The sequence below is a fragment of the Sorangiineae bacterium MSr11954 genome (assembly GCA_037157815.1).
Lineage (GTDB): Bacteria > Myxococcota_A > Polyangia > Polyangiales > Polyangiaceae > Pendulispora > Pendulispora albinea.
Genome location: CP089984.1, coordinates 4,275,163 through 4,290,306, shown reverse-complemented (window position 1 = coordinate 4,290,306; position 15,144 = coordinate 4,275,163). Strand labels below are relative to the sequence as shown.

Below are 15,144 nucleotides of genomic sequence, written 5' to 3'. Positions count from 1 at the left end.
CATCCAAACGAAAGCTGCCGGACGAATCAGTATGCCGATTACGTATCTTGTACGTCTTAGACGGCAATATCGAATTGCTGAATATCGAACTCCGGTGCGGCCAGGGGCTTCCAGCCGCGGGCCGGGGCGAGCTCGTTGAATCGGTAGGTCAACCAACCGGGGATGAGCAGCGCAAAGGTGCGGGCCAGACGGTCCGGATCGGCGAGGCTCTTGAGCATCTTTTCGTAGAGGATGCGACCGTACGCGGCCTCCACCTGCACGGTGTGCTCCGGCTTTTCGATCCACGCCATGACCCCGGCCCTGTCGGCCTCGGGGTGAAACTGCGTGCCTTGAATGCCGGGCGCGAAATCGAAGCCGAGGATGGCGTCGCCCGTGTTGACCTTGCTCCCGGCGTGCGACTCGACCGCCGTAACCTTGCCGCCGATGGAGGCGAGCTTCGCGGCGTTCAGGTTGATGGCCTCCCAGCTTCGGTGCTCCCACGAGAAGAGCCGGTAGCCGAAGGGGCTGTAATAGTCGCTCTCCTGCCCCTCGTCGGTGACATAGGCGGGCATGACGCCGAACTTGAGCGTGTCGCGCTTGGACATTTCCGCCACGCCAAAGTGGAGCACGGCCAGCTCGAACGAGTAGCAAACCGCGAACATCCTCGGGGCGCGATCCGCGTCCCTCAGGTTCGCTTCGACCACGCGGTCCATGAGCTTTCGGAAGCCCACGCCCCATGGATCCTCGTACCCATCGAAGGGGGATCCGGGACCACCGGACGAGAGCACGATGTCGACGTCGTCGTCCGGGAGCTCGCCCAGGTTTCGCGGCTGAACGTGCCGGAAATGCAGCTCCGCGTGCGGATTCTGCTCCTTGACGCGCTTCTGAAATGCGTCGAACAACCGACGGAAGCAGCGTGTCGCCTGATTGGCGACACCGTTGTTCATGTCGACGAGGCAAACGCGGAGAGGCGGTGCAGAGCTAAGCATCAACAACCCATATTGTAGTAAGAACGCCCGCTCGCGGTATGAAAAACGATCGGCAGCCCGACGAATCCTCCTCGCCCCCGACCTCGCATGCCCATGCAACGGCCATGGCGGGACATGTGCCCGAAACGCCCGAAACTAGGAACGATGCCGCATCGGCCCCCGACGTTGCGATATCCGAAGGGAAAAAGAATCCAATCTCGGTGCGCATCCCGGCCGCGCCGCTTCGGGGCGAGCGTGAATCGCACGATCCCCGCGCCCGCGCCCCGCTTCCCATTGGCGAACGCATCGGTGCGGATACACGTTTCAGCGGCCGTGGAATCGTGGCTGCATTTTTGGACAGCGGCTTCTACGCGCATCCCGATCTGACCACGCCGCACTCCCGCATCCACGCGTACCACGATCTCATTCATGAAAAAAAAGACGGGGTCGAGCTGCTGAACAGCGGCGATGGCTCCTCGTGGCACGGCATGATGTCCACCGTGGTGGCCGCCGGAAATGGCGCGCTCTCGAACGGACGATTCCGCTCGGTCGCCCCCGATCTGGGCCTGGTCCTCGTCAAAGTGGGGACGCTGTCGCGCGTACACCACGACGACATTGCGCGCGGCATCGAATGGGTCCTCGTCAACCGCGGCCGCTACGACATCCGTATCCTCAATATTTCCGCCGGCGGCGACTACGAAGCATCCTATCTCGACGATGTGATGTCGCGTTTCGCAGAGGCGGCGATCCGCGCCGGCATCGTGGTGGTGGCCGCCGTGGGCAATCAGGGCCATCGCCCCGGCTACGTGGTGCCGCCCGCCAGCGTGCCGGCGGTGATCTCCGTCGGCGGGATCGACGATCGCGGCAATCCGCACTTCGGCCAAGTAACGGGATATCGCTCGTCGTACGGGCCCACCATCGACGGGCTGCAAAAACCCGAGGTCGTCACGGTGGCCAATTGGATCGCCGCGCCCATTCTCCCGGGCACGCTCACCGCGTCGCAGATTGCGTTGCTCGCCAAGCTGCATAAAACCGCCGACGGCGAGCTCGAGGCCACCCTCGCCAAATACCCCGGCGTGATCCCCTCGCTCGACGAGGCCAAGGGCAGCCCGCTGTATTTGATTCGCCAGGTCATCGAAGCAGGCCTGCGCGACGAGCTGGTGATCAACGAGCACTACAAAATGGTCGACGGCACCAGCTTCGCGGCGCCCATCGTCACCAGCGTGATCGCGCAGATGCTCGAGGCCAACCCTCGGCTGAAACCCCTCGAAATCAAACGTATTTTATTGAAGACGGCCAAGCGCTTGCCCAACCTGGAGGTCGACCGCCAGGGCTGGGGGGTGGTGGATCCCAAGGCGGCCGTCGAGCACGCGCTGAGGGGCACATGAGCCACGTGAACCAGAGTAGCCACGCGAGCCACGTGAACGCGTTGCCCGAGGTCCCCGAGAGCGTCGTCGATGGCGAGGGCGCCGCACGCTTCGGAACGTACCGCGGCGCGCTGGGGCAGGTGGTTCTGCCGCGCGCAGGGAGGCTCACCCGCCTGGCCTCGCACAAGCGGTGGCTCTACACCTTCGTGGCCACGCGCGAGGTGATCGCGCTCTACGCCATCGTCGACTTGGGCTACGCGTCCAACGCGTTCGTCCTGGTGGCCGATCGCGCCTCCAAGTCGGTGCTCTTCGACCGCGGGTTCACGGGCCTGCCGCGGCCCTTCGTGCGCGTGAGCGACTTTCCCGCCGGGGCTCCCGCGAACGCGCCGACATCGCAGCGCGGCGCGAGCTTCCGGCTCCCGGGCGTGCGCCTGGGCGCGTCGTTTTCATCGGGCGCCGACGAGTACCACCAGCGCGCGCAGGTGGACGATCTGCTCTGGCTGGGCGAGCTCTCGGCCGCCAAAGGCCCTCCGGCCATCACCGTGATTGCGCCCGTGTCCGAGGACGGCCGAAGGGTCAATGTGACGCAAAAGTGGGCGGCGCTAAGGTCGCGCGGCATGCTGGAGGTCGGGGGGCGCTCCTTCGATTTGAACGGCGGCGTGGGCGGCATCGACTATACGAACGGCTACTTGGCGCGTCGCACGGCATGGCGCTGGGCCTTTGCGTGCGGCACCCTTCCGACGGGGGAGCGGGTGGGCCTCAACCTGGTCTCGGGCTTCAACGATGCGCCGGGGGTGAGCGAGAACGCGCTCTTCATCGGCAGCGAGCTGGTCCCCCTCGGACGCGCGCGCTTTACGTGGAACCGAGACGATGTGCTCGCCCCCTGGCGCTTGACGACGGAAGAAGGAGCCGATGGCGCCGTCGATCTCGGCTTCCAGCCCTTTGGCGCGCACCGCGAGCGGCGCAATTTGGGCATCGTGCGAAGCCATTTCGTTCAGCCCGTCGGCCATTTTTCAGGAACTTTGCGGGCGCTCGGGCGCAGCTACGCCATCGAGGATCTGGCGGGGGTCACCGAGGATCAGGACATCCTCTGGTAGGCGCCGGTCAGGTGATTTACGTTGGAGCGCACGATGGCCAAGATCGAGAAGTCCGAAGCCCAGTGGTACAAGGAGCTTACGCCCGAACAATTCGCCGTCACGCGCCGCAAAGGAACCGAGCGCGCCTTTACCGGTGAATATTACGATTGCCACGACTCCGGCACTTACCGCTGCGTCTGCTGCGGGGAAGCGCTCTTTTCCTCCGACACCAAATACGACTCCGGCTCCGGCTGGCCGAGCTTCACCTCCCCCGTGGCCGAAGCCGCCATCGAGGAACACGCGGATCACTCCCACTTCATGACCCGCACCGAGGTGACCTGCCAGGCATGCGGCGCCCATTTGGGGCACGTCTTCCCCGACGGTCCGGGGCCCACCGGATTGCGGTACTGCATCAACTCCGCGTCGCTCAAGCTCGAGAAAAAGTAGGCATCCCAACGCCCCACGACGTATTTTGGGGACTTGAGAACATCGCGGGCCCTCGTCTCCTTCGCCATGGTCGCAACCCTCGGGTGCGGAAGCGACCCCACCTCGCCCAAGAGCGATTCCCCCGCTGCTCCCAGCGCCAGCCCCGCTGCTCCCAGCGCCAGCCCTGCTGCCCCCAGCGCCAGCAACCCTAGCCCCGCGCCCGACCCCGTACCCGCACCCGACCCCGCCGCACCGCGCCTAACCCCCGACCGCGTCCACACCGTCCTCCACCTGGGCGACTCCATGGTCGGCTTCCGCCGTGGTCTCACGATGGCGCTCGAGACGCGCTTCAAAAGCGCCGGCGCCAAGTTCTATTCGAACTCGTGGACCAGCGCGCAAATCCGCACCTTCGACGAGGACGAGCGCCTCACGAAGCTGGTTCGAAAGGCGAAGCCGGACATCGTCATCTTGAACCTGGGGAGCAACAACGTCCTCAACCCCAACCCCGAAGCGCTCGCCGCCAACATTCGCTCGATCGTCAAGAAGATGCAGCCCGCCGCGTGCTATTGGCTGGGTCCTCCCCTGCCCATCAAAGCCGTCAAACGGGACAAAGGTGTACGACGCGTGATCGCGGAAAACATTGCACCCTGCAAATTCTTCGACACGAGCCGGCTGGTCCTCGAGCGGCAGACCGACCATATCCACCCCACCGACCGCGGGGGCGAAATCTGGGCCGACGCGGTCTGGCGCTTCATCTTCGACGACGAGCCCTCCCACCGCGTCGACCCCGAAACCGACGGCCAGGCCAAGCCCGAGGCCGCGCCCCCCGGAACCGGCAATCCTGGCCATCCCGGCGAGCCCGGCGATCCCAAGGCAACCCATGCAAAGCGATGACATGTCGTTCGAGCAAACCTCGCGCCTCGAACGAGCCGAAACCCGGCTCGGGCGCCGCCTCCCCCACCCCGACGACGACGTCGATCCGCAAAAGCTCCTCGATTCGTTCATCGACTACACCACCGAAATCGGGCTGACCCTCTACCCCGCGCAGGAAGAGGCCATCCTCGAGCTCTTCTCGGGCAAGAACGTCATCCTCAACACGCCCACCGGCTCGGGGAAGTCGCTGGTCGCCACCGCCATGCACTTCCTGGCCACCGCCGAGGGGCGGCGCTCGTTCTACACGTGCCCCATCAAGGCGCTGGTCAGCGAGAAATTCTTCGCCTTGTGCCGCGAGTTCGGCCCCGACCGGGTCGGGATGATGACCGGCGACGCCGCCGTCAACCGCGACGCCCCCATCATCTGCTGCACCCAAGAGATCCTCGCCAACTTGGCGCTGCGCCACGGCGATCAGGCCGACGTGGACTACGTCATCATGGACGAGTTCCACTACTACTCCGACAAAGACCGCGGGGTCGCCTGGCAATTGCCCTTGCTCGCCCTGCCCCAGGCCAAGTTCCTCTTGATGTCGGCCACCTTCGGCGACACCGCGCCCTTCGAGCGCTACCTCGACGATCTCACCGGGATCGAAACGGCGGTGGTCATCGGGAAAGATCGCCCGGTCCCCCTCGACTTCGAATACTCGGAAATCCCGCTTCACGAGACGGTGGCCAAGCTGGTCGCGGCCGGAAAAATCCCGCTCTATCTGGTGCACTTCACGCAGCGCGCCTGCGCCGAAGAAGCGCAAAACCTGATGAGCGTGGACATCTGCACCAAAGACGAAAAACGCGCCATCGCCGCCGCCATCGCCGGCGCGCGCTTCGACTCGCCGTACGGCAAGGACATTCAAAAGTACATTCGCCATGGCATCGGCGTGCACCACGCGGGGTTGTTGCCCAAATACCGATTGCTGGTGGAGACCTTGGCGCAAAAAGGGCTCCTCAAGGTCATCTGCGGCACCGACACCTTGGGGGTCGGCGTCAACATCCCCATTCGCACCGTGGTCTTCACCAAGCTGTGCAAGTTCGACGGCGAGAAGACCGCCATCCTCAGCGTGCGCGATTTTCAGCAGATCAGCGGCCGCGCCGGGCGCAAAGGGTTCGACGACCGCGGCAGCGTGGTGGTGCAGGCGCCCGAGCACGTGATTGAGAACCTCCGCATGGAGGCCAAGGCCGGAAACGATCCGGCCAAGCGGCGCAAGATGGTGAAGAAGAAGCCGCCGGAGAAGGGCTATGTGCACTGGGACAAAGGGGTCTTCACGCGCCTCATCGAGTCGCCGCCCGAGCCCCTGGTGTCGCGCTTCTCGGTGTCGCACGGCATGCTGATGCAGGTGCTCGAGCGCGAAAATGGCGGCTGCCGCGCCATGGCCCGCCTCATTTGGCGCTCACACGAGCGCCGCGCGCAAAAGCGCATCCACGGCAAGACCACCGCCATGCTCTTTCGCTCCCTGGTGGACTCCGGGGTCATCGAAATCGACGGGCGCCATGTGGTGGTCAACGCGGATTTGCAGGAGGACTTCTCGCTGCACCACGCGCTCTCGCTCTATCTGCTCGACACCCTCGACCGCATCGATCCCGACTCGGAGACGTATGCGCTCGACGTGCTCACCTTGGTGGAGTCGATCCTCGAGAACCCCGAGGTGGTGCTCATGAAGCAGCTCGACGCGCTCAAGACCAAGAAAATGGCCGAAATGAAGGCCGCGGGCGTGGAGTACGACGATCGCATGGAGGAGCTCTCCAAGCTCGAATACCCCAAGCCCAATCGCGACTTCATCTACGATACGTTCAACGCCTTCTCCGCCAAGCACCCCTGGGTCGGACAGGACAATATCCGCCCCAAGTCGGTGGCGCGCGATATGTACGAGGCGTACATGTCGTTTCGCGAGTACGTGAACGAATATGGATTGGAGCGGGCCGAGGGCCTTTTGCTTCGATATCTCTCCGACGTCTACAAAGTGCTGGTCGAGACGGTCCCCCGTTACGCCAAGACGGAGGAGGTCGAGGACATCGTGACGTACTTCAGCGCCATCGTGCGCCAGGTCGACTCGAGCTTGCTCGACGAGTGGGAAAAAATGCGCGATCCCTCGCGCATCCAGACGGCCATCGAGGGCGGCGCCAAAGAGGAGATCCTCGAGCGCGCCGACACGCGCGACATCACCCGCGACGAGCGCGCCTTCACCGTGCTGGTGCGAAACGAGATGTACCGCCTCCTGCGCGCGCTCGCCAAAAAGGACTACGACGTGGCGGCCGACATGCTGGCCCCCGTCTCCGCCGGGGAGCTCCGCGAAAAATGGGCGCCGTACTTCGAGGAGCACGCCAGCATCCGCGTCGACCCCGACGCGCGACGCCCCGCCCTCTGCCGCATCGACCAGCTCGAGACCCACTGGCAAATCCAGCAAACGGTGCTCGATCCCGAGGGCGACGACGACTGGGTCATCGTGTGCAAGGTCGATCTGGACCGCGCGCGCGACGAAGGCCGCGTGGTGCTCTCGTTGGTTCGGGTGGGCACGTAAGGTCCGGCCATGCCTGAAATCTTCGGGCAGTATACGGTTCCAGGGTTGGACGGGGAGCGGCTGGTCCGGGTGCACGTGCCGTCTTCCGCGCCGGCGCCTTCCAGGTCGCCCGGCCCGGTCTCCCGCCGCCGCGGAGTGGCGCCGCGGCCGCTGCTGGTCCTGTTCGACGGGCAGAACGTCTTCGACGACGAGCCCTCGTTCTCCGGGGGATGGTACGTGCACACCGCCGTGGAGCGGTTGCGGCCGACCGGCTACAACGTCCCCATCATCGTCGCCATCGACCACGGCGGCGAGCAACGCATCGACGAGCTCGGACCTTTTCGCGCGGGTGGCCGCGGCGGAAAGGCCGACGTGCTGCTCGAGTGGCTCGGGGCCACGCTCTTGCCCGAGGTGCGCGGCCGCTACTCCATCGTGGAGGGGCCCGTGGGCGTGTGCATCGGCGGCTCCTCGATGGGCGGCCTCGCCTCGCTCTACGCGCACTTTCGCAGGCCGGATCTGTTTGGCGGCGTCATCGCCATGTCGCCCTCGTTCTGGTTCGGGCAGCGCGCGCTGTTTTCGTTCGTGGCCAAGCAAGAAAACCCGGCGTTCTCCCGCATCTACCTCGACGGCGGCTTGCAAGAGGGCAGCGGCAACATGGCCTCCTTGGTCGCGCGCATGGCCGAGCACCTCACGGGGCGGGGCTATGGGCCCGAGAAGCTCAAACTGGTCCTCGACCCCAAAGGCGGCCACGGAGAGCGCCACTGGCGAAGGCGCTTCCCCGCGGCGCTGCGGTTCATGTACCGAAAGCCGATGTGATGCGGCCATGGGCCCTGTCATGCGCCGCGGTTTGATCTAATCTCGCGGACCATGACGGATCGCGTCGGAGCTTTCCTCGCGGAACGAACCCCGCGCCGCGCGTTGACGATCGCAGCGTTCTTGCTCCTGCTCGTGCTCTTTCGACAGCTCTTGCCGCTGCTGGTCTTCTTCGTGGCGTTCGAGCGCGGTCTGGGCGCGGCGGCCGCGTTCCTCGCGGGGCGAACGCGCTTGCCGCGCAAGGCGGCGGTGCTCACGGTGGCCGGCGTCGTTCTGCTGACGGTGGGCGGCGGCATCGCGCTGGGCGCCGGAAGGGTGGTGCGGGCGGTGCGCGAGGCGCGGGATTTACCGGAGCGCATCGGGGAGATCCGGGAGCACCCGTGGGTCAAGCGCCTGCACGAGCAGGTGACGGACACCGATGCCCTGGTGGAACAAGGGAAGCACTACGCGGGCAGCGCGCTGCACTACGTCTCGCAGGTGGGGCACATCGTGGCGTACACGATCATCGGCTTCATCTTCGCCATCGTGTTTCACCTGGAACGCGAGCGCCTGGCGGCGTTTCGCGAGGCCATCGCCCCGCGGAGCTTTCTGGGCACCCTCCTTCGCTGGTGCGGAAACGTGGCGGACGCCGTGAGCTTGACCATCCAGCTTCAATTGGTGGTGGCCGCCTGCAACACCCTGCTCACCCTGCCCTTGCTGCTCCTGATCGGCATTCCCCACGTGGCCATGCTCATGGTGCTCATCTTCGTGAGCGGGCTGGTGCCGGTCATCGGCAACTTGGCGTCGGGCGCGGTGCTCGTGTTCTTTGCCTACCAGGCGAAGCGCTGGGTGGGCGTGTCGCTGATGATCTCGCTCACCTTCCTGCTGCACAAAATCGAGTCGTACTATTTGAACCCGCACCTCACCGCGCGCCATGTGCCGCTGCCCGGCTTCGTGCTCATCGTCAGCCTGGTGATCTTCGAGCACTTGTTCGGGTTCGCGGGGCTGTTCCTCTCGTTCCCGGCCCTGTTCGTGGCCGGGAAGATTCGCAGCGAGTTTCGCGAGGAGGACGAGGTCGAAGCGGCGCCCGGCCTCCCCGGTGGGGGCTCTCCGACGCCGTCCATCCTCACCAATCGACGAGCGCGGAGCCCCAGGTGAACCCCGAGCCGAAGGCCACCAGGGCCACCTTCATCCCGCGCTTCAATTTGCCATTGCGCTCCGACTCGGCGAGCAGGATGGGAATGGTCGCCGCGGTGGTGTTGCCATAATATTGAATGTTGCTGACCAGCTTCTCCTTGGGGATGCCCATATGGTCGGCGATGTATTCGTTGATCCGCAAATTGGCCTGGTGGAACACGAACAGATCGATATCGTTCCCCGTCACTCCGTTGGTGATGCAAATCTCCATGAGCGCGCCGATCATGCGCTCGACGGCGTTCTTGAAGACGACCTTTCCATCCATCTGCGCCCACATCATGGTGGGCTGCACCTGCCCCACGCCCTCCGCGTTCTGCGGGATGAACGGGCGCTTGGAGATGTCCCAAACCTTCTGCGACAGCACCTCGGTGTAACGGCCGTCGGCCCCCAGGTGCCAGCTGCGGATGCCGCGATCCTCCTCGGTGGCGCTCACCACCACCGCGCCTGCGCCGTCGCCGAAGAGCGAGGCCACCGATCGGCCCCGGGTCGAGAGATCGAGGGCAGCCGAATGCGTTTCGGAGCCCACCACCAGCACGTGCTTGGCGGCGCCCGATTTGATCATCGAGGTGGCGGTGCCGAGCGAATAGAGGAAGCCCGCGCATTGATTGCGCACGTCCAACGCGGGGACGAACTTCGCTTTGGGCCCTTCGCACAACCCCAGCTTTCGCTGCAAATAAAGCCCGCTACCCGGAAAGCAGCACTCGGGCGAGAGGGTGGCGAAGACGATCATGTCCAGATCGTGCGCCTCGATCCCCGCAGACTCCAGCGCGGCACGCGAGGCGGGGACCGCCAGATCCGACGTGCCGACCCCCGGATCGGCGAAGCGGCGCTCGGTGATACCAGTCCGCTGGACGATCCATTCGTTGTTCGTATCGATTCCATATTGCGTCCGCAGATCGTCGTTGGTCACGACGCGCGGGGGAACGTAGAACCCCGTGCCGGAGATGTATGCGTTGGGCATGGAAAACAGGGTACTTTACGGCTCGCGCTCCGGAAAGCCCATTGCTGACCCGAGCACACGACGGAGCGCCGGACCGCGCGCCCGCGCCTGCCGTCACCTTCGCTGTGCCGGCGTCGTCGCTTGGGGAGGAGGAGCCGCTTGAGACCCTTGCGGAGCTTGAGGCGCCTGGGAGGTGGCGGTAGAAGCGGTAGCGGACCCGGGCGGGACCGTATAGGCCCGCTCGACGGGCTGCGCCTGCGCCGCATTGGAGCGCCGCGCGCTCATATGCCTCTTTCGCTGCAATCCAATGATGTAAATGATCGCCGCGATGGTCGCGATGACGAGGAAAAAAATCCATCGTGAGAAGTAGCGATCGAACGACGAGGGACGAATCCTCGGGGCGGTGATGCCCGAACGAGACGACTCGCTCGGCATGGGCGCTCGGGGGTCCACCGCTTGCGGCGGCCGATTTCCCGGGCCGAGGTCCGCCGCTTGCCGCGGGTCCAGCGCTTGCGGCGCCCGCCCTTCCATGCCGAGGCCCGCCGGCCGAGGCGTGTGGACGGGGCGCGGATGCCGCGGCTCCGGCGCGGAGTCGTGGCGCAGCATCCGCTCGGTGTCCGGTGGCGCGCCGCCCGCGGGGGGTGACATCGCGCCCCGTGCTCCACCGCTCGCGGCAGGCGCCATGTCGTAGCCGGACTGCGGCTCGAGGGTGCTCACGAAGATCACGCTCTCATCGTGGCGTGCATCGAAGGGTAACGCATGAACCGGCGGCAGCCGCGAGGAGTCGACCACCACCGTGGCCTCCAGATCGGAGCGGAGGGTTTCGTCCGGCTCGGAGTCCAGCTCCATCCGTTGCAGCTGCTCCAACCGTTGCGCGTCATCGAAGATGGTCTTCGGCTTGGCGACGGAGCCGACGGCCGCGCGCAGCGCCGTCCGCATCGCATGGGCATCGGACCAGCGCCGCTCGGGCTCGAGCGACAGCGCCCGATCGATGACCGCCACCAGCGAGGCCGGCAACCCCGGATCGACCGAGCCGAGCGAGCGCGCCCGCGCCGTCGCCGTCTGCAGCAGATGCTGGTGCAAGGTCACCGCCCCCGGGTGCACGCGCTGCCCCGAGATCAAGCAGAACGCCGTGGCGGCGGCCGACCACAAATCGGAGCGACCATCGACCGCGCTGTTGCGGCCCCCGGCTTGCTCGGGCGACATGAAGTCCGGGGTGCCGAGGATGAACCCGGTCTTGGTGAGCGACGTCGCCGCCTCGGTGGATCCTCCGCGCTCCGCCTGCTCCTTCATGCGCGCAAAGCCGAAATCGAGCACCTTGATGCGCCCATCGCGGGTGAGAAAGAGGTTCTCCGGCTTGACGTCACGGTGAACCACGCTCCGCTCGTGCGCCGCGGCGAGCACATCGAGCAAGGTATCGAGCAGCCACACCACCTCGGCGAGCGGGAGCCTCCCGCCATGGCGCTCCGCCCGCTTTTCGAACGACTCGCCCTCGAGCAGCTCCATGACCAGGAAGACCGCGCCATCCTCCGTCACGTCGTCGTCGATCACCCGAACCACGCCGGGATGCGAAATGGCATTCCCTACGTACGCCTCGCGCATGAAACGTGTGCGTATCTGCTCGTCCCTCAAAAACTGCGGGTGCAGTACTTTGAGCGCCACCCGGTGCCCGTTGCGATGCGTGGCCGCGTAGACGGTGGCCGTGGCCCCCTCGCCGAGGCGCGCGTCGATGCGCCACTTGCCCCGAATGACTTTGCCGATGCGCCCCGCCCGGCCGTATGCACGATTTTCCTCTACCACCAGATCGCCCAGGGACGCAGAGTAGAGCAAGCGGAGCGTTAGGGCACCGAACAATTCGACGGCGCGCGCACAGCCCGCGGAATTTCAGGGATTCGTCGGCACGAGCTCACACGCTTGAAGGCGAACTGCGACATGCCCGCCACCCGGTGTCGCGAAACCGGTCACCGCCGACGGCTGGCCGACCGTCAGCTGGCTGGCTTGATCGGGCGGGAGTTGACAGGACACCGCGCCCAATCGGTCGTGCAGAACCACGCGCTCGCCGGAGAGCTCGTGGACGGTGCCCACCACTTTGAAAAGCTGCCCCGTGTACTTGGCATTTGCGTTTCCGGGGTCGTCCGTGAAGTCCTTGATGAACTGGAGCACGTCGAGCTGCGGCGCCTGCGCGCGATCGAGCACCTGCTGCTTCTTCGGCGCCTCGTGGACCTGGGCTAAGCTCGCCTTTTTGGCCCCGCAACCATCGCAACCGAGCCCCGCCAGACTGCCCGCCAAGGCGAGGCCCGCGAGGACCGGGCCGATCCTCGAAGCGCGATACCGCCGGCCCGCTTGCACCTTCGACATGAAGCGCGAGTCTAAGCACGAATGACCCTTGCGGCGCAGCACTCTTCGCACAAGGTAAATCTCGAGACATGCTCGAGAGAACACTCGCGGCGGTACGCGCCGTTCGCTCGAAGCCGTTTGGGGCGGGAGAACGGCGAGGGGTACAACACAAGCAGCCGGAGCTGCGCGGCCGAATTACACCCGTCGGCCACGTAAGTCGCGTCTTTCGCGACGTGTACGAGACCGAGCGCTTGAGCGCCGGCGCCATCCCCCTGGCCCGCCGCCCCGAGTCGCTGCGCGGCCTGGCCGACGTGGCGTTCGCGCGCCTCGGCAAGGAAGCCACGCGGCGCTCGCTGCGCCTTTGCAACACGGTGCCCGAGGACGTGGTGGCGCCTTGCGATCCGGAACGCATCCTCAAGGTGCTCCTGCACTTGGTTGCCAATGCCATCTCCGCGAGCGCGGGCGGCGGTCAGGTCACCATTGACGCGCGCGTCATCGACAACGGAATCGTCATTTCGGTCCAGGACCAGGGCTCCGGCATCGATCCGCGCGCTTGGCCCTATCTCTTTCGCGAGGGCTGGAAGGATCCGAGCCGCAAAGGCGACGGGCTCGGGCTCACCGTCTCCAAGGCCATCGTCCACGCCCACGGAGGCAAAATCTGGTGCGAGAGCGCGCTCGGACGCGGCACGACCTTTCGCTTTACGCTCCCGTCGGCCCCACCGCCTCCACCGTCTCGCGCGCCAAAAGGACCCCCGCCGCCGTAGCGCGCCGGATTGCTAGCGGTTTCTCGGCCCGCAATGCTACCGTGGCTGGGCTTTGCCGAAAGAGTCGATCGCCGAGCGTGTGGAGCGGCTGCAAATTCCGTTTAGCCCTTGGGGGGTAGACCCATATGGCGTATCGAAGAAGCACCTGACGCGTGCGTACACCGCGCTGGAGTTCTTCTACCGCCACTACTTTTCGGTCGAGACGCACGGGCTGGAGAACGTGCCGCGGCGCGGGCGCGCCATGTTGGTCGGCAATCATGCGGGTGGGATTGCCATCGACGCCACCATGGTGTGGGGCTCGGTCTTCTTCGAAATGGAGCCGCCGCGGCTGGCGCAGGGTATGGCGGAGAAGTTCATCATCCGCTTTCCGTTCGCCTCGTCGTGGTCGGGCAAGGTCGGGCAGTTCACGGGGCTGCCCGAGCACGCCGAGCGGCTGCTCGAGGAGGACCGCTTGCTCATGGTCTTTCCCGAGGGCGCGCGCGGCACCGCCAAGCTTTTCAAGGAGCGAAACTCCCTGGTCGATTTCGGCACCGGGTTTCTGCGGCTGGCGCTGAAGACGAAGACGCCCATCATTCCGTTCGGCTTCCTCGGCGGCGGCGACGCGCTCCCCACGGTGGCCAACTCGTACAAGCTCGGAAAGAAGCTGGGCGTACCGTACATTCCAATCGTCGCGTATTGGCCGCCCATTCCCCTCCCCGTCAAGCTGGAGATCCATTACGGAGCACCGCTGGTGTTTCAGGGCACGGGCAGCGAGGAGGACGAGGTGATTGCCGGCTATGTCGACGAGGTGAAATCGAGTATCGCGCAGCTCATCGATCGAGGGCTTCGCGTGCGCCGCGGCGAGCCAAAGGGCTCTCTGCAGCTCGGCGACGGCGGCATTTCGGGTCCGCACGGTTCGCGTGGGGCGGGCCAGGATCGCAATTCCCGATGAAAATCGTCATTCCCGGCATCTCCGGGGGGGTCGGGCAGAAGCTGGCATTGCACCTCCTCGCCGAAGGCCACGACGTGGTGGGGATCGACGTTCGTCCGTGGTTCGATGCGCCGAAAGAAATCGACCTTCACCGGGTCGATATCCGAAAACGCGCCGCCGAAGACGTGTTTCGTCGGGTGCGGCCCGAGGCCGTGGTGCATATGGCGACGGTGACGTCGCTCATGATGAAGGGCGAAGAACGCAACCGCATCAACCTGGGTGGCACGCGGGCCGTTTTCGACCATTGCCGCGCGTATGGCGCAAAGCATTGTATTTTCGTGGGGCGTCATACCTTCTACGGCGCCGCGCCCGACTCTCCTCTCTTCCATACAGAGGACGAGCCGCCCATGGCCCTCTCCACCTTTCCCGAGCTCGCCGATCTGGTGGCGGCCGATCTTTTTGCCGCCACCGCACTCTGGCGCTTCTCCGAGCTCGTCACGACCGTGCTTCGGGTCTCCTACACGCTTGGGCCAAGCGGGCACGGGACCTTGGCGACCTACCTCAAGGGACCGACCGTTCCGAGCCTCATGGGGTTCGACCCTCTGTTCCAGTTCATGCATGAGGATGACGTCGTGACGTCCATTGCGCTTGCGCTCGAAAAGCGTGCACGCGGTATTTTCAATGTGGCCGGACCGCCTCCTGTTCCGTTTTCCGTCATCGTCCGCGAAAGCGGTCGAAAACGACTACCGCTTCCGGAATTCCTAATCGATCGAACCCTCGGGAGATGGGGCTTGCCGCGTCTGCCACGTGGCGCGCTCAGTCATGTCAAGTACCCCGTGGTCGTCGATGCGACCGCGTTTCGCAAGGCGACTGGATTTCGTCACCTGTACGACGAAGTGGAAACGATTGCCGCCTACCGCAAAGCATTCCCCCCGCCAGTCTCTCCTTCTGCGTGATAATCTGA

Annotated in this window: 14 protein-coding genes; 10 read left to right on the top strand and 4 right to left on the bottom strand. The window is 65.4% G+C overall.

What is annotated here, in order from left to right; all coding sequences use genetic code 11:
• Positions 1-56 precede the first annotated feature (56 nt).
• A complete protein-coding gene (locus LZC94_16895) occupies positions 57-926 on the bottom strand; it encodes a hypothetical protein (protein WXB18902.1) in 870 nt (289 codons plus the stop codon).
• Between the two features lie 80 nt (positions 927-1,006).
• Here LZC94_16895 and LZC94_16890 point away from each other — a divergent pair, with 80 nt between their 5' ends.
• Genes LZC94_16890 through LZC94_16860 form a run of 7 tightly spaced genes read left to right on the top strand, consistent with a single transcriptional unit; the run spans position 1,007 to position 9,190 of the window.
• A complete protein-coding gene (locus LZC94_16890) occupies positions 1,007-2,335 on the top strand; it encodes a S8 family serine peptidase (protein ID WXB18901.1) in 1,329 nt (442 codons plus the stop codon).
• On the top strand, positions 2,332-3,411 hold the full coding sequence (locus tag LZC94_16885; protein WXB18900.1) for a DUF2804 domain-containing protein: 1,080 nt from the start codon (positions 2,332-2,334) through the stop codon (positions 3,409-3,411). The genes LZC94_16890 and LZC94_16885 overlap by 4 nt, the downstream gene beginning before the upstream one ends.
• A gap of 33 nt (positions 3,412-3,444) precedes the next feature.
• Positions 3,445-3,837, top strand: a complete 393-nt coding sequence (gene msrB, locus LZC94_16880) for a peptide-methionine (R)-S-oxide reductase MsrB (GenBank protein ID WXB18899.1) — start codon at positions 3,445-3,447, stop codon at positions 3,835-3,837.
• Positions 3,838-3,870: 33 nt separating this feature from the next.
• Entirely contained in the window at positions 3,871-4,710 is an 840-nt protein-coding gene (locus LZC94_16875; GenBank protein WXB18898.1) for an SGNH/GDSL hydrolase family protein, read from the top strand.
• Position 4,711: 1 nt separating this feature from the next.
• A complete protein-coding gene (locus LZC94_16870) occupies positions 4,712-7,261 on the top strand; it encodes a DUF3516 domain-containing protein (GenBank protein ID WXB18897.1) in 2,550 nt (849 codons plus the stop codon).
• Positions 7,262-7,270: 9 nt separating this feature from the next.
• On the top strand, positions 7,271-8,056 hold the full coding sequence (locus LZC94_16865; protein ID WXB18896.1) for an alpha/beta hydrolase: 786 nt from the start codon (positions 7,271-7,273) through the stop codon (positions 8,054-8,056).
• Positions 8,057-8,107: 51 nt separating this feature from the next.
• The gene (locus LZC94_16860) at positions 8,108-9,190 is read left to right on the top strand and encodes an AI-2E family transporter (protein WXB18895.1); all 1,083 of its coding nucleotides are present in this window, start codon (positions 8,108-8,110) and stop codon (positions 9,188-9,190) included.
• On the opposite strand, the gene LZC94_16855 is transcribed toward LZC94_16860, so the two are convergent.
• From LZC94_16855 to LZC94_16845, 3 genes are all read right to left on the bottom strand, one after another.
• The gene (locus LZC94_16855) at positions 9,159-10,190 is read right to left on the bottom strand and encodes a ketoacyl-ACP synthase III (GenBank protein ID WXB18894.1); all 1,032 of its coding nucleotides are present in this window, start codon (positions 10,188-10,190) and stop codon (positions 9,159-9,161) included. The genes LZC94_16860 and LZC94_16855 overlap by 32 nt on opposite strands.
• 93 nt (positions 10,191-10,283) lie before the next feature.
• Positions 10,284-11,999: a protein kinase gene (locus LZC94_16850; protein ID WXB18893.1), complete on the bottom strand. Its 1,716-nt coding sequence runs from the start codon at positions 11,997-11,999 to the stop codon at positions 10,284-10,286.
• Positions 12,000-12,053: 54 nt separating this feature from the next.
• Positions 12,054-12,527 carry an OB-fold putative lipoprotein gene (locus LZC94_16845; protein ID WXB18892.1) on the bottom strand — a complete coding sequence of 158 codons (474 nt, stop codon included), beginning with the start codon at positions 12,525-12,527 and terminating at the stop codon, positions 12,054-12,056.
• A 68-nt stretch (positions 12,528-12,595) separates the two neighbouring features.
• On the opposite strand from LZC94_16845, the gene LZC94_16840 reads away from it, so the two are divergent.
• Genes LZC94_16840 through LZC94_16830 form a run of 3 tightly spaced genes read left to right on the top strand, consistent with a single transcriptional unit; the run spans position 12,596 to position 15,136 of the window.
• Positions 12,596-13,270, top strand: a complete 675-nt coding sequence (locus tag LZC94_16840; GenBank protein WXB18891.1) for a HAMP domain-containing histidine kinase — start codon at positions 12,596-12,598, stop codon at positions 13,268-13,270.
• A 52-nt stretch (positions 13,271-13,322) separates the two neighbouring features.
• Positions 13,323-14,201, top strand: coding sequence for an acyltransferase family protein (locus LZC94_16835; GenBank protein ID WXB18890.1), 879 nt, complete (start codon positions 13,323-13,325; stop codon positions 14,199-14,201).
• Complete coding sequence (locus LZC94_16830; protein WXB18889.1) at positions 14,198-15,136, top strand: SDR family oxidoreductase; 939 nt, start codon at positions 14,198-14,200, stop codon at positions 15,134-15,136. The genes LZC94_16835 and LZC94_16830 overlap by 4 nt, the downstream gene beginning before the upstream one ends.
• The last annotated feature ends 8 nt before the right edge of the window (positions 15,137-15,144 follow it).

Coding starts and splice junctions, on each gene's coding strand:
- LZC94_16895 (WXB18902.1), bottom strand. CDS start 926: ATGAACAACGGTGTCGCCAATCAGGCGACACGCTGCTTCCGTCGGTTG.
- LZC94_16830 (WXB18889.1), top strand. CDS start 14,198: ATGAAAATCGTCATTCCCGGCATCTCCGGGGGGGTCGGGCAGAAGCTG.
- LZC94_16885 (WXB18900.1), top strand. CDS start 2,332: ATGAGCCACGTGAACCAGAGTAGCCACGCGAGCCACGTGAACGCGTTG.
- LZC94_16855 (WXB18894.1), bottom strand. CDS start 10,190: ATGCCCAACGCATACATCTCCGGCACGGGGTTCTACGTTCCCCCGCGC.
- LZC94_16840 (WXB18891.1), top strand. CDS start 12,596: ATGCTCGAGAGAACACTCGCGGCGGTACGCGCCGTTCGCTCGAAGCCG.
- LZC94_16865 (WXB18896.1), top strand. CDS start 7,271: ATGCCTGAAATCTTCGGGCAGTATACGGTTCCAGGGTTGGACGGGGAG.
- msrB (WXB18899.1), top strand. CDS start 3,445: ATGGCCAAGATCGAGAAGTCCGAAGCCCAGTGGTACAAGGAGCTTACG.
- LZC94_16890 (WXB18901.1), top strand. CDS start 1,007: ATGAAAAACGATCGGCAGCCCGACGAATCCTCCTCGCCCCCGACCTCG.
- LZC94_16870 (WXB18897.1), top strand. CDS start 4,712: ATGTCGTTCGAGCAAACCTCGCGCCTCGAACGAGCCGAAACCCGGCTC.
- LZC94_16845 (WXB18892.1), bottom strand. CDS start 12,527: ATGTCGAAGGTGCAAGCGGGCCGGCGGTATCGCGCTTCGAGGATCGGC.
- LZC94_16860 (WXB18895.1), top strand. CDS start 8,108: ATGACGGATCGCGTCGGAGCTTTCCTCGCGGAACGAACCCCGCGCCGC.